Here is a 12,846-nt window from a genome sequence, read left to right as displayed (position 1 = left end):
AAATTCTAGTCAGCGCCGCTGGTGCCGCCCAGGGAATTCGCCGACCAGCACCTCTTTGGGGGTGACGCGCAGGATGTCGGAGTCCGGCAGGGCGATGCCCCGTACCTCCACCCAGAACCGCCGCTGCAGCGGGTCGGCCGCGAACACCGCCACGCGCGGGTCGGCCTCGATCGCCTCCCACGCCTCGGTCTCCGCGATCAGCCGCAGCTCGCCGGTGGACGTGACGGACGCGGCCGCGCCCACGACCCGGGGACCCAGCTGGTCGCCGTACGACAGGACGATGCTGCGGGCGTAGGAGAAGGTCTGGCGCACCTCAGGGGTCAGCACGACGGACGGAGCGGCGCCCATCGGCGGGTCGGACATGATCAGGGAGGCCCGCCACGGCCCCGGACCGCCCCGCCACCACGCCCGCAGCGCCCGGGCCGCGAACACGGCCATCGCCGCGCCGAGCGCGCCCAGACCGATCCGCCACGCCCACGCCGAGGCCAGCGCCCCACCCGCCGCGCAGGCCGCGGCCGCCAGCACGACGAACCCCGTCGCGGCGGCCAGCCAGGCGTCGTCGCGGTAGCGGGCACGCAGGTAGCCGCGCACCATCGGGTACGGCACCGCCAGCGCCGCCACGGCGGCCCGCGGCTCCACCGCGAGCGCCCCGCACACCACCGGCACGAGGATCGACCAGGTTCTGCAGAGCAGGATCCAGAGCGTGACGCCGGCGTTCCTCCTGGCGGTGCGGTCGGCGCCGGCCAGGAGCAACTGCTCCAGCGCCGCCAGCGGCCGGCCACGCCACGCCTCGGCCAGCGCGCGCACGGCGGCCAGCGCCGGCCAGCCCAGCACCACGATGCCCGCCAGCCCCGCCCACACCGGATCGAACGAGGACGGCACCGCGGGCATCGCCCCCAGCAGCAGCCATGCGGCGAACGCGAGCACCGACACCGCGGCCGACACGACGCCCGCACCCAGCCACGGGTCCCTGCCGAACATCGCGGGCACGTACGACCACAGCCTGACCCGCCGCGCCTGCCCGACCGTGAGCGGCACCAGCAGGACGAGCACCGCGAACCCGGCCAGCTGCGCCTGCGCGCCCAGGTCGAACAGCAGCGCCGACACCGCGACGGCCACCGTGGCGACGGCGACCAGCAGGCGCGACTGCCGCGACCACACCTCAAGCGCCCGCCGGGCCCTGCCGGTGTCGCGCGGATCCACCGGCCAGGCCGGATCGTGGTGCGGGCGGGGCCGGTCCCAGCGCAGCAGCGACAGCGCCAGATTGACCCGGGCCTGCCGATGCCCGGGGTCGGCGGCGAGGGCCGCCAGGTAGGAGCGCCCGGCCTCGGCGTGATCGCCGCGCAGCAGCGCCAGGTCGCCCAGCATGACCTCGGGGTCGGGCTCCTCCGGCGCGAACTTCCTGGCCAGCTCCGCGTGCTCGACCGCCTCCCGCCAGCGGCCCGGTGTCCTGCGCAGGATCGCGGCCAGGCGCAGGCGGGCCGCCCAGGAGCCGCGGGCCAGCTCCACCGCCCGCTCCGCAGGGGGCACCGCGTCGGCGTCGCGGCCCAGCCGCTCGTGGGCGAGGCTGATCAGCCGGTACGCCCACTCCGCGCCCGGATCCAGGTCCGCGGCCCGGCGCGCGGCGTCCAGCGCGGACTCGGGCCGGCCGGCGTCAAGCCTGGTCAGGGCCTCGTCACACCATTCGCGTGAGGACCTATCTGGAATGTCGTCATTTCTGGTACTTCCATCGGTCCCCACGCGACCCATGATCGGCTGACGGGCGAATGTTGGATAGATACCGACATATGGCTGTATCTCTCTAGAGAGGTACGGGGCACCGTGGATCGGGCGATACCGCTATGACAAGCGCGTCGCATAGCCTAAGCTGCCACGCAAGCCGGAGCGCGCGAGCCGGGCGCCAGAGCTCGAGAAGGAGCGAGTGTCGAGGCGCGGCACGCAAGCGGCCGACCGAATAGCACGTGCGGGCCCTGTCAGGAATCGGCCTGCAAGGAGGCCCATGACCGTCACACAGGCCGCACCCCCCGTACGGACTGCCGATCGCGGGCGCGGTGATCACCGCTGGTCCATTCTTGTCCTGCTCTGCCTGAGCCTGCTGCTGATCACGGTCGACGCCACGGTCCTGCACATCGCGGTGCCCGCGCTCACGGCCGCGCTGGAGCCGTCGGCGGTGCAACTGCTGTGGATCATCGACACCTACTCGCTGGTGGTCGCGCCCCTGCTGATCATGTTCGGCACGCTCGGTGATAGATATGGGCGCAAACGGCTGGTCCTGTGTGGCTTCGTGCTGTTCGGCGTGGCCTCGGCGGCGGCCGCGTTCGCCCCCACGCCGCTGACGCTCATCCTGGCCAGGGCGCTGCTCGGTGTCGGCGGCGCCATGATCATGCCGGCCACGCTCTCGCTCATCCGCCAGGTGTTCACCGACCGGCGCGAGCGGGCCATCGCCCTGGGCGTCTGGAGCGCGGTCGCGGCCGCCGGGGCGGCCGTGGGGCCGCTCATCGGCGGCGTGCTGGTCGGCGTCTGGTGGGGCGCGGTGTTCCTCATCAACGTGCCGATCCTGCTGGTGCTGCTGCCCGCCGCCGTACGCCTGCTGCCCGAGTCGCCCGTGCGCAAGGGACGGCCCTGGGACGCCGTCAGTGCGGTGCTGTCGGTGCTCGGGATCCTGGCGCTGGCGTTCGGGCTGAAAGAGGCGGGTTCGGGCAGTCTGATGCCGCTGTGGGCGTCGGTGCTGGTGTTCCTGGCCGGGCTGGCCCTGCTGGTCGTGTTCGTCCGGCGGCAGACCCGGCTACGGGTGCCGCTGCTGGAGGTCGGGCTGTTCCGGCGGCGGGAGTTCACGACCGGTGTGGCCGGCGTGCTGCTCGGCGTGTTCGCACTGGTGGGGCTACAGCTCATGCTCGCCCAATACCTGCAGCTCGTGCTCGGCGACAGCCCGCTGCGTGCCGCTTTCAGGATGTTGCCGCTGGTGTTGTCGGCCATCGTCGGCGGGCTCGCCGCGGCCCACATCCTGCCCAAGGTCGGCATGCGGGCCACGATGAGCGGCGGCCTAGGGCTCGTCGCGCTGGCCATGACACCCACGCTGGGCTGGGGCGTCGAGAGTCACCCCGTCATGCTGGCGATCTGCTTCGTCGGCATCGGGTTCGGCGTGCAGGTGGCGCTGCTGGCCGCCTCCGACACGATCATGGCCTCGGCCACGGAGTCCCAGGCGGGCGGAGCCGCGGCCATCGAGGAGACCGCGTACGAGCTCGGCGCGGGCATGGGCGTGGCCGTGCTCGGCACGATCACCGCGATCGTCTACGCCCCCGGACTGCCCGCCGTGCCCGGAGTGTCCGAGGGCGGCATGGACAAGGCCAGACAGTCACTCGCCGCCGCCACGCACGTCGCGGACGAGGTCGGCGGCAGCGCGGGCGGCGCGCTGCTCGCCGCCGCCCGCTGGGCCTTCGTCAACGCCCTGCACACGACCGTGGTCGTGAGCGTCGTCCTGCTGAGCCTGACCGCCGTCGCGGTGGCCATGCTGCTCAGCCGTGATGACGCGAAGGGAGCGGAGCTCCCCGAGCCATGAGCGGGTGAAGGGAGCGTAGCTCCCGAGCCATGAGAGAGGTGTGTCATGTCCCCGTTAGGGCAGACAATTACCGTGAAACAGGTCCTTCGTGATCTTGCCGCATTAGTCGCCCGCGTCGGCGTGGGCGGTATCTTCTTCGCCAACGGCTGGACCAAGCTCGAAGACGGTCTGATCAACACCGGGGCGAAGTTTCTCGAGCAGGGCGCGCCCGCTCCCCAAGCCTGGGCCACGGTCACGATGCTCGCCGAGCTCATCGGCGGCGCGTTACTGATCGCCGGGCTCGCGGTCTCCGCCACCGGGCTCATCCTGTTCGCCGAGGCCCTGGCGGTGTTCCTGGTGGCGCCACCGCTCAATCCGATCAGCATGAACGAGCTCATCCTCCTGGGCGCGGCGTCCCTCCTGCTCGCCGTCGTCGGAGCCGGGCGGGTGTCGGTGGATCACATGGTGGTGATCCGGCGGAGGGAGTCGGAGGCGGCGGAGGAGTTCGCCGCCGACAACGAGGCGGACCGGGTCATCGCCTCGCTCCGCGCCCCGGACACGTCCGCCCCGGCCAAGGCTCCGGAGGACGAACCGCCTTCGGAGGCGTCACCGACCGACGACACGGCCCCGCACCCCCGCCCCCGGGGCCAAGCGGCCGAACCGAAGCGGGGCGACGACCCGGCACCTGCTCCGGCGCCCGGTGACACGCTGGTGGCGGGCCGCAAGAAACCCGCCCCCCGCGGTCGCCGCCCCACCGCCGACTGACCCACTCTCGCGAGATCGGCGTCCCCGCCCGCCCAGAGTGCGGGGCCCGCCGACGTGCTCGTAGCCCGGCTCAGGCGGCCGGGGCGGTGGCGCGTTCGCGGGACCGCCTCAGGGCGCCCTGCGTGAGCGCGATGGCGGCGAGGATGATGACCGCGCCCACGGGCTGGTTCCAGCTGATCGTCTCGCCCAGCACCACCACGCCGGACGCCGCCGCGAACACCGGCAGCAGGTACGTCACCGTCGACGTCGTCGTCACCCCCGCCCGCGCCTGCACCCAGTACAGCAGCAGATACGCCAGCCCCGTCCCGAGCCCGCCGAGGGCCGCGAGACTCCACCACACCGGGGCAGGCGCCCCGAAGTCCACCAGCGGCACCCCCGCCAGCACCGTGACGGCGGCGAGCTGGAAGGTCCCCGCGACGAGCTGCCCGGTCGCCAGCGCCACAGCGGGCTCGGGACGGCGCCCGGTGATGAACCGCCCCATGTACGCGCCCCCGACCCCGTAGCACAACGCCGCGCCGAAGCAGGCCAGGCTGCCGCCCAGTTGCCCGCCGTCCATCGGCTGCCACACCCCGAGCACCACCATGACCCCGGCGAATCCCAGCCCGAGCCCCGTCACCCGGCCGGGCGTCGATCGCTCGGCACGCAGCATGAGCGTGAAGGCCAGCGTGCACAGCGGCGTCGTGGCGTTCCAGATCGCGGCCACGACCGACGAGACGTACTGCTCGCCGTACGCGAACAGTGTGAAGGGGAGCGTGGTGAGCACCACGGAGGCGATGAGGAAGTGTCCCCAGAGGCGGGGATCGCGGGGGAGCGGCCGCCGGGAGATCGCGAGCGCGACGAGCAGGACGGCGGCCCCGATGGCCATCCGGCCGAACGACACCTGCAGCGGATGGAGCGACCCCACCGCGACCTTGATGAAGAAGAAACTGTTGCCCCAGATGGCCGCCAGCACCAGGAATCCCGGCAGCCACCCCGTCAGCGTCTTGCTCCGCACGCACGCCTCCCGTCGATGAACCATCGCGAGCGTAGTGATCGGAGCTCCGGAGCGCGTAGGGATATATCCCTATTTCGGTACCTCAGATCGCGAAGCCAACCAGAAGTGGACCCTCACTGCGGAAAGGGCCCGGCTTACATGCCTGCCGTGAGCCGGGCCACCACCCGCATCTTGTTCATCGCGTCCAGCGCCGCCACCTTGTAGGACTCCGCCAGCGTCGGATAGTTGAACACCGCGTTGACCAGGTAGTCCACGGTCCCGCCGCACCCCATCACGGTCTGCCCGATGTGCACCAGCTCCGTCGCCCCCGTGCCGAACACGTGCACGCCGAGCAGCCGCCGGTCCTCGGAGGACACCAGCAGCTTGAGCATCCCGTAGGAGTCGCCGATGATCTGCCCCCTGGCCAGCTCCCGGTAGCGCGAGATGCCCACCTCGAACGGGATCTTGTCCCGGGTCAGCTCGTCCTCCGACTTCCCGACGAAGCTGATCTCCGGGATCGTGTAGATCCCGATCGGCGGCAGGTCGGCCAGCTCCTCGACCGGCTCGCCGCACGCGTGCTGGGCGGCCAGCCGGCCCTGCTCCATGGAGGTGGCCGCGAGCGCCGGAAAGCCGATCACGTCGCCGACCGCGTAAATGTGGGGGACGGGCGTGGCGTAGTTGTCGTCCACCGCGATCCTGCCCCGCGCGTCGGCGGCCAGGCCCGCCGCCTCCAGGCACAGCTCGGAGGTCTTGCCCTGCCGCCCCGCCGAGTACATGACGCAGTCGGCCGGGATCTTCTTGCCGCTCTCCAGGAGGGTCAGCGCGCCGCCCGGGCGGCGCTCGACGGCGGCCACGTTCTCGCCGAACCTGAAGGTCACGGCCAGGTCCCGCAGGTGGTACTTCAGCGCCTCGACGATCTCCAGGTCGCAGAACTCCAGCATGCGCTCGCGCCGCTCCACGACCGTCACCTTGGTGCCGAGCGCGGCGAACATGGAGGCGTACTCGATGCCGATGACCCCGGCGCCCACCACGACGAGCGTCTCGGGCACCCGCTCCATGTGGAGGATCGCGTCGGAGTCGATGACCGTGCTGCCGTCGAACTCGACGGTGTCCGGGCGGGCCGGCGAGGTGCCGGTGGCGATGACGATCTTGTCCGCGGTGACCTTCTTCTCCGCGCTCTCGTCATCGTCATGGGTGATGCCGATCGTGTGCGGGTCCAGGAACCGGCCGGTGCCGTGCAGGACGGTCACGTGGTTGCGGGCCAGCTGGCTGCGGATGACCTGGATCTCCCTGCCGATGACGTGCTGCGTGCGCATCCCCAGGTCCGCGACCGTGATCTCCTCCTTGACGCGGTAGCTGGCGCCGTACAGCTCGCGCTGGTTGAGCCCCGTGAGGTAGAGGACCGCCTCACGCAGGGTCTTGGAGGGGATCGTGCCCGTGTTGATGCACACGCCGCCGATCATGTGCCTCTTCTCGACTATCGCGACGCGCTTGCCGAGTTTCGCCGCCGCGATCGCGGCCTTCTGCCCACCAGGTCCGGAACCCAGGACCACAACATCAAAGTCCGCCACACCACACAGTCTGGGGGCGGCATGTTAACGGCGAAAGACCTGTCTGGGAGACTGCGCCATATGTTGCGTGCTTTCACCCAGGTCGCCGGGCGCGGACATCACCTGCGTCACCGGCCGGGCCGAGTGGTGAACCACACCTCGTCGCCCGGCCTGAGCTGGGCGGCGAGCGCCAGATCCGCGGCGCGTACGACGCCGATCACCGGATAGCCGCCGGTCGGCGGGTGGTCGGCCAGGAACACGATGGGCTGCCCGCTCGGCGGCACCTGGATCGCCCCGGCGACCATGCCCTCGCTCGGCAGCTCACCCTCCTTGGCCCGGGCCAGCTCCGGCCCGTGCAGGCGCACGCCGACGCGGTTGCTGTCCTGGCTCACGGTGTAGGGCCGCGCGCACATCTCCTCCAGCGCCTCGGGCGTGAACCAATCGTCGCGAGGCCCCGGCAGCACCCGCAGCACGGCCGGTCGCGGCTCCGGCAGCGGCGCCAGGTCCACCGCGATCACGCCCTCCGGCCGGCCCACGGGCAGCAGCGCGCCCGCCCGCAGCGGCTCGGGACCCAGTCCCGAGAGCGAGTCGGTGGACCGGCTGCCGAGCACCGGCTCGACCGCGATCCCGCCGCGCACCGCCAGATACGTCCGCAGGCCCCGCTCGGGCATCCCCAGCCGCAGCTCCGCCCCCTCGGGAACCCAGAACGGCACGCCCATGCCCGCGCCCCGGACGGGACCGGCCGGCACCGGCGCCCCCGCCAGCGCCACCCACGCCCCCGCGCGGAACCGCAGCCGCGCCATGCCCAGCGTCAGCTCGATCCCCGCCATCCCTTCGGCGTTGCCCACGAGCCGGTTCGCCAGCCGCAGGCTCGCCGCGTCGGCCGCCCCCGAGTGCGGCACCCCCAGGTGGGCGTACCCGGGCCGCCCCAGATCCTGAACGGTCGCGTACGGGCCCGGCGCCAGGATCTCGATCATGCCCGCTCGAACCGCACGCGCATGCCCGGACGGAACAGCGACGGCGGGTCCGCCTCCACGTCCCACACCCGTACGGACGTGCGCCCCAGCAGCCGCCACCCGCCGGGCGAGGCACTCGGATAGACCGCCGAATACGGCCCGGCGATCGCCACCGACCCGGCGGGCACCGACGTGCGCGGCGTGTCCAGCCTGGGCGTCCGCAGCACCGGATCCAGCCCGGTGAGGTAGGCGAACCCCGGCGCGAAGCCCAGCCACCCCACCACCAGCTCCCGCCCGGCGTGCCGCTCGATCACCTCGGTCACGGAGATGCCGGCCAGTGCCGCCACGGAATCGAGATCCGCGCCGTCATAGACCACGGGAATCGTCACGACCGGCCCCTCGGCCGCTCCGGCCTGCTCCTTGCCGCGCTCCAGCGCCACGAGCGCCTCCAGCCGCGCACACAGCCGCGCCTGGTCCACGCCCGGAGCCACCACGAGGACGGTGTCCGGGCCCGGCACGATCTCCACGACGCCCTCGGGCCGGTCGTCCCGCAGCGCTGCGTCCAGCCGGTGCGACAGCTCCAGAGAGCCCGTCTCCACGAGCAGCCCGTGCTCCCCGGCCATCCGGATCACGCGAAGGCCTGCAGGACCACTCCGGCCCCCAGCAACGCGTCCCGCACCCCCTGCGCCAGCCGGACGGCGTCAGGCGTGTCTCCGTGGACGCAGATGGAACGGGCGGAAATCGGTACGGAACTCCCGTCCACGGCCGTCACAGAGCCTTCCACGGCCATCTGGAGGGCACGCTGGGCCACCGCCGCGGCGTCGTGGAGCACGGCGCCCGGCTCCCTGCGCGGCACGAGCGTCCCGGCAGAGGTGTAGGCGCGGTCGGCGAATGCCTCGTTCACCGTCGGCACGCCCTCGGCCGCCGCCACCTTGTGCACGACCGAGCCCGGCAGGGTGAGCACCGGCAGGGAGGGGTCGTAGTCGGCCACCGCGTCGATCAGCGCCGCCGCCTGGATCTCGTCGCGGACGACCCGGTTGTAGAGCGCGCCGTGCGGCTTGACGTACGACACCCGGCCGCCCATCGCCCTGGCGATGCCGTCCACGGCCGCGAGCTGGTAGAGGACCTCCGCGCACAGCTCCTCGGGCTCGACGTCCATCTCCCTGCGGCCGAAGTGCGCCAGGTCGCGGTAGGACACCTGGGCCCCGATCGTCACGCCCCGGTCCACGGCCGCGGCGCAGGTGCGCCTGATCGTGACGGGATCGCCGGCGTGGAAGCCGCAGGCCACATTGGCGCTCGTGACGATGTCGAGCAGCGCGAGGTCGTCGCCGAGGCGCCAGATGCCGAAGCCCTCGCCCAGGTCCGCATTGAGGTCGATCACCATGGCACCATCATGGCAACTCTCCGTCATCTTGGCGCCTCATCGCGGCGCGACGAACAGCGTCTGAGTCGCCGTGCCCACCTGGCCGGTCTCGTCATACAGGGTGGAGCGGGTCAGCCCACGGCCGGACGGGCCGATGACGGTCTCGGCGTCCATGCAGATCCACTCGCCCGCCGGGGAGCGGAACAGGGAGATCGTCAGGTCCACGTTCACGAACACGTGGGTGGCGAAGTCGAGGGCGAAGCTGACGCCGTTGCCGCTGTCGGCGAACACCGCCAGGCGCTCGAGCGGGGTCATCTCCTCGCCCTCGACCAGCGGGATCGTCAGCCTGCCCCACACCGTGGCCGGGCCGAGCTCCATGGGGCCGCCGGCGACGAAACGCCAGTCGAGCGCCCTGCCGTACCCGAAGCCGGAGCCCAGCCACGAGCGCGCCTGCGCCCCCGTGCCGCCCCCGTGCGGCGGCACGGGGGCGGGCGGGCCGGGGACCGGCGTCGCGGGCGTGCCGGCCTCGCGGAGCTCGCGGATGCGCCAGGCGCTCGCCCTGGCGTACTCACGGCCGCCTGACGACACGCTCGCCGTGAGGCACTGGACGCGCTTGCCGTCGCGCGCCACCTCGGTCGCGATCTCCAGCTCGGCCACCGGCACCGGCGCGAACACGTCCACCACCAGCCTGGACAGCTCCAATCCCGGGCGCGGCGCGGCACGGGCCAGCTCGTGGACGATGAGAGCGGTGACCGGGCCCATGTGCTGGGTGGCCGGGTCCCAGGGACCCTGCGTGTGCTCGGACGCCAGGTAGCGGCCCTCTGCGAGGCGGACGTACATCGACATAGAAGGGAGATTCTAGATTTCGTCGGGGATGTCGGCGATGTCGTCGAGGGCCGCGGCCAGCTCGTCGGGGTCGCCGCCGATCCTCTCGGCGATCTCGATCAGCACGTGGAGCACGTCGTGCCGGTCGTGGCCGAGGTCGAGCAGGCGTTGCACGGCCTCCCACAGCTGCGGCGGGTCGCCCTCCCACAGCCGGGTGGCGATCTCCTCGTGCCAGGCCAGGTGCTCCTGGTCGATCGTGCCGCCGTGGTCGATCTCGAGCAGCGTGCGCCGGTCGGCCTCGTCGGCCGGGTTGAGCCGGTCGAGCTCGATGCCGTCGTGCGTGCCCTGCAGATAGGGGAACGCGAAGACCCGCCTGGCCAGCGCCGACAGGTCGCCGTCCGGCAGCAGGCGCTCCAGCAGCACCCGGTCGAGCCCGAACGACGTCGGATCCCGATAAGCCTCAGGGAACTTGCCCGTGGCCTCCCACACCGCGTCCAGCGTGGCCTTGAGCCCCTGCTCGGGCAGGCCCGTGCGGTGCGCGGCGAAGCGCACCCACGCCGACAGCACGTGCGGCATGGCCTCCTGCTCGGCCGCGCTCAGCATCACCTTGCGCGGCAGCCAGTCCAGCAGGAACGTCTCGCACTTGGTCGGGCTGACCCGCAGCGGCCGGTTGAAGTCCTGCTCGCAGCCGTAGTCGATGATGTGGTCGGCGCACCGCGAGCCCGCCGAGGGGTCCGACAGGTGCTCGGCCGCGTCCGAGGCCAGGAACTCCGCCGCCAGCATGGCCCGCCGCTCGCGGCTGTAGGGCGCCTCGATGTGCAGCGGGGCCGGGCGCTTGCGGCCCGGTGGCAGCGCCTTGAGCCGGGCGCGGGCGAAGGCGTGGTAGGCGCTGTAGCTGTCGCTCACCGGGGGCGGCGTCTTGGGCTCCCTGGTGGCCTTCATCGCCGACTCGAGCAGCGCTCTGGCCTGCTCGGGCTGGATCTCCTCGAACAGCAGCATCGGGTTGTCCGCCGCCTCGGCCCTGGCCTGCTCGAGGAGCTTGTCGACCTGTGAGGACACCCAGGCGTCGCGGGCCATGCCGCTCATGTTGTAGTCGACGACCATGACCAGCGCGTGCCGGTCCTTCAGCTGCGATGTTTCGTTCCAGCGGTAGGCGAAGGTGCAGATCACCGTGTCCTGGTCGCCGTAGGCGTCGCGGGACACGTAACAGCCCGCGGGCTTGACGGCGCCGACCTTGTCGGCCCAGCCGGGCCTGGCCACCCCGGACTCCATCATCGCCAGCGCCGCGCCCTCGGCCTTGGCGCCCTGGCGGGCGGTGCCCAGATACGCCAGGCAGATGAGCAACGTCAGTGAGGCCGGCGTGCCGGCCTTGGCGGCGTAGTCGACGAGCCCCTCACCGAGCACCTGCTCCACGTCGCCGCCTCTGACCCGCCTGCCCCACCAGGCTCCGATCATGTCGGAGACCATCAGCTCGGCGTCCAAAGGGGTGCGTACGGCGAGCAGCTCGCGGGCCGCTTGCACCATCTCCTTGAACACGTCGTCTGGAGGGGTGCTCTCCCGGGGATCTCGTCGGTGTCGGCGCACACCCTCACTCTCTCGTATTCCAGGCGCAAACGGCGCGGAGATCTCGGCCTGGTGACCCCGATGTTATCGGGGTCACCTCGTGCCGGAGGCACGAATGGCGCAGCGACATGGGCACTGTGCCGGAGGCGCATATGGGCACTGTGCCGGAGGCGCGCGAATAGGGCCGTGCCCGGGGCGCTGCGCCCGGGGCGCGTCGCGCGCGCCGCCGCGCGGTTATCGCATGCCGCGCGGCGGAGGCGCCGAGTTGACGATGGCGAGCAGGTGCTCGCGCGCGATTCGTTCCACGATCTCGGGCGTCGCTGAGATGCCGAGATGCTGCGTGCACGCGCACACGTCCGCGACACAGCGGTCGATCGTGTCCACGGGCACGGTCAGGAACTCTTCGGCCAGCCTGAGACTGACCGGCTCCCGCAGGAACCGTGTGGCCAGAGCGAGCATAGATGTGAGATTCCTCTGGAGACCCAGGGGCAAACCCCCAGGAATGTCTGCAGGGTGACTTGCGCTCTCATTTCACCTTTTCTCGGGCGTGTGTCAAGCCTCCTCGACGGCTGTGTTCACGTCACCGGCTACCCATTCATGCGAAGCTGTCTCCATGCGCATCCAGCTCGCCCAGCAAAACGAGGCAGACGAGCTCCTCGGCCGCAGCCCGCTCGCCCTGCTCGTCGGCATGCTCCTCGACCAGCAGGTCCCCATGGAGTGGGCGTTCACGGGGCCGTTCACCATCTCGCAGCGGCTGGGGCACGACCTCACGGCCGCGGAGATAGCCTCATATGATCCTGAGGCGTTCGCCGCGCTGCTCGCCGAGAAGCCGGCCGTGCACCGCTACCCGAAGTCTATGGCGGCCAGGGTCCAGCAACTCGCGGCCTACCTCGTCGAACACTACGACGGACAGCCGGAGAAGATCTGGGCGGATGCCACGGACGGCAAAGAGTTGCTGAAACGAATCATGACCCTTCCGGGATACGGCAAACAGAAGGCCCAGATTTTTTTGGCATTGCTGGGGAAGCAGTTGGGGGTCCGGCCATCAGGCTGGCGTGAGGCAGCCGGAGCCTACGGCGAGGAGGGGTCACACCGATCGGTCGCCGACGTCTTCGACGCCGAGAGCCTGGTCCGCGTGCGTGCCGCCAAGCAAGAGGCCAAGCGCGCGGCCCCGGCCGAGTAGCTGCGCTGTAACCTGATCTTGCTGCGCGACGTGGAGCGATTTTGACAGGATGCGTTGACCTTAGAGGCGACCGGGCCGCGGCGGGGGCTTCCGTCCGCACATGCCCATCGCCGATGATGTACTGCAGAAT

The 12,846-nt window shown here is 71.6% G+C and carries 12 protein-coding genes; 3 read left to right on the top strand and 9 right to left on the bottom strand.

Going from position 1 to position 12,846, the window contains the following annotated elements:
* Nucleotides 1–9: 9 nt before the first annotated feature.
* The gene (locus ACTWQA_RS10840; protein WP_443159113.1) at nucleotides 10–1,749 is read right to left on the bottom strand and encodes a tetratricopeptide repeat protein; all 1,740 of its coding nucleotides are present in this window, start codon (nucleotides 1,747–1,749) and stop codon (nucleotides 10–12) included.
* Between the two features lie 250 nt (nucleotides 1,750–1,999).
* Between ACTWQA_RS10840 and ACTWQA_RS10835 the strand changes: the two genes are divergently transcribed.
* Together ACTWQA_RS10835 and ACTWQA_RS10830 are read left to right on the top strand one after the other, a co-directional pair.
* Nucleotides 2,000–3,559 carry an MFS transporter gene (locus tag ACTWQA_RS10835; protein ID WP_443159112.1) on the top strand — a complete coding sequence of 520 codons (1,560 nt, stop codon included), beginning with the start codon at nucleotides 2,000–2,002 and terminating at the stop codon, nucleotides 3,557–3,559.
* 72 nt (nucleotides 3,560–3,631) lie between these two features.
* Nucleotides 3,632–4,303 carry a DoxX family membrane protein gene (locus ACTWQA_RS10830; RefSeq protein ID WP_443159111.1) on the top strand — a complete coding sequence of 224 codons (672 nt, stop codon included), beginning with the start codon at nucleotides 3,632–3,634 and terminating at the stop codon, nucleotides 4,301–4,303.
* 70 nt (nucleotides 4,304–4,373) lie between these two features.
* On the opposite strand, the gene ACTWQA_RS10825 is transcribed toward ACTWQA_RS10830, so the two are convergent.
* From ACTWQA_RS10825 to ACTWQA_RS10790, 8 genes are all read right to left on the bottom strand, one after another.
* Nucleotides 4,374–5,297, bottom strand: a complete 924-nt coding sequence (locus ACTWQA_RS10825) for a DMT family transporter (RefSeq protein WP_443159110.1) — start codon at nucleotides 5,295–5,297, stop codon at nucleotides 4,374–4,376.
* A 134-nt stretch (nucleotides 5,298–5,431) separates the two neighbouring features.
* Nucleotides 5,432–6,847: a Si-specific NAD(P)(+) transhydrogenase gene (gene sthA, locus ACTWQA_RS10820; protein ID WP_443159109.1), complete on the bottom strand. Its 1,416-nt coding sequence runs from the start codon at nucleotides 6,845–6,847 to the stop codon at nucleotides 5,432–5,434.
* Between the two features lie 107 nt (nucleotides 6,848–6,954).
* Entirely contained in the window at nucleotides 6,955–7,803 is an 849-nt protein-coding gene (locus ACTWQA_RS10815; RefSeq protein ID WP_443159108.1) for a biotin-dependent carboxyltransferase family protein, read from the bottom strand.
* On the bottom strand, nucleotides 7,800–8,405 hold the full coding sequence (locus tag ACTWQA_RS10810; protein ID WP_443159107.1) for a 5-oxoprolinase subunit B family protein: 606 nt from the start codon (nucleotides 8,403–8,405) through the stop codon (nucleotides 7,800–7,802). The genes ACTWQA_RS10815 and ACTWQA_RS10810 overlap by 4 nt, the downstream gene beginning before the upstream one ends.
* A gap of 5 nt (nucleotides 8,406–8,410) precedes the next feature.
* A complete protein-coding gene (locus tag ACTWQA_RS10805; RefSeq protein ID WP_443159106.1) occupies nucleotides 8,411–9,166 on the bottom strand; it encodes a LamB/YcsF family protein in 756 nt (251 codons plus the stop codon).
* 36 nt (nucleotides 9,167–9,202) lie between these two features.
* Nucleotides 9,203–9,991, bottom strand: a complete 789-nt coding sequence (locus tag ACTWQA_RS10800) for a thioesterase family protein (protein WP_443159105.1) — start codon at nucleotides 9,989–9,991, stop codon at nucleotides 9,203–9,205.
* 12 nt (nucleotides 9,992–10,003) lie between these two features.
* Complete coding sequence (locus ACTWQA_RS10795) at nucleotides 10,004–11,494, bottom strand: hypothetical protein (RefSeq protein WP_443159104.1); 1,491 nt, start codon at nucleotides 11,492–11,494, stop codon at nucleotides 10,004–10,006.
* Between the two features lie 273 nt (nucleotides 11,495–11,767).
* Nucleotides 11,768–11,992, bottom strand: coding sequence for a hypothetical protein (locus ACTWQA_RS10790; RefSeq protein ID WP_305922567.1), 225 nt, complete (start codon nucleotides 11,990–11,992; stop codon nucleotides 11,768–11,770).
* A 154-nt stretch (nucleotides 11,993–12,146) separates the two neighbouring features.
* On the opposite strand from ACTWQA_RS10790, the gene ACTWQA_RS10785 reads away from it, so the two are divergent.
* A complete protein-coding gene (locus ACTWQA_RS10785) occupies nucleotides 12,147–12,716 on the top strand; it encodes an HhH-GPD-type base excision DNA repair protein (RefSeq protein WP_443159103.1) in 570 nt (189 codons plus the stop codon).
* Nucleotides 12,717–12,846: the final 130 nt, after the last annotated feature.

Source organism: Nonomuraea sp. 10N515B, assembly GCF_052245915.1.
Taxonomy (GTDB): domain Bacteria; phylum Actinomycetota; class Actinomycetes; order Streptosporangiales; family Streptosporangiaceae; genus Nonomuraea.
This window is presented reverse-complemented; position numbering and strand designations above follow the sequence as displayed.

Bases quoted from the DNA above. Each gene is read 5' to 3' on its own strand.
- ACTWQA_RS10840 (WP_443159113.1), bottom strand. From the start codon at position 1,749: ATGGGTCGCGTGGGGACCGATGGAAGTACCAGAAATGACGACATTCCA.
- ACTWQA_RS10835 (WP_443159112.1), top strand. From the start codon at position 2,000: ATGACCGTCACACAGGCCGCACCCCCCGTACGGACTGCCGATCGCGGG.
- ACTWQA_RS10815 (WP_443159108.1), bottom strand. From the start codon at position 7,803: ATGATCGAGATCCTGGCGCCGGGCCCGTACGCGACCGTTCAGGATCTG.
- ACTWQA_RS10810 (WP_443159107.1), bottom strand. From the start codon at position 8,405: ATGGCCGGGGAGCACGGGCTGCTCGTGGAGACGGGCTCTCTGGAGCTG.
- ACTWQA_RS10805 (WP_443159106.1), bottom strand. From the start codon at position 9,166: ATGGTGATCGACCTCAATGCGGACCTGGGCGAGGGCTTCGGCATCTGG.
- ACTWQA_RS10800 (WP_443159105.1), bottom strand. From the start codon at position 9,991: ATGTCGATGTACGTCCGCCTCGCAGAGGGCCGCTACCTGGCGTCCGAG.
- ACTWQA_RS10795 (WP_443159104.1), bottom strand. From the start codon at position 11,494: ATGGTGCAAGCGGCCCGCGAGCTGCTCGCCGTACGCACCCCTTTGGAC.
- ACTWQA_RS10790 (WP_305922567.1), bottom strand. From the start codon at position 11,992: ATGCTCGCTCTGGCCACACGGTTCCTGCGGGAGCCGGTCAGTCTCAGG.
- ACTWQA_RS10785 (WP_443159103.1), top strand. From the start codon at position 12,147: ATGCGCATCCAGCTCGCCCAGCAAAACGAGGCAGACGAGCTCCTCGGC.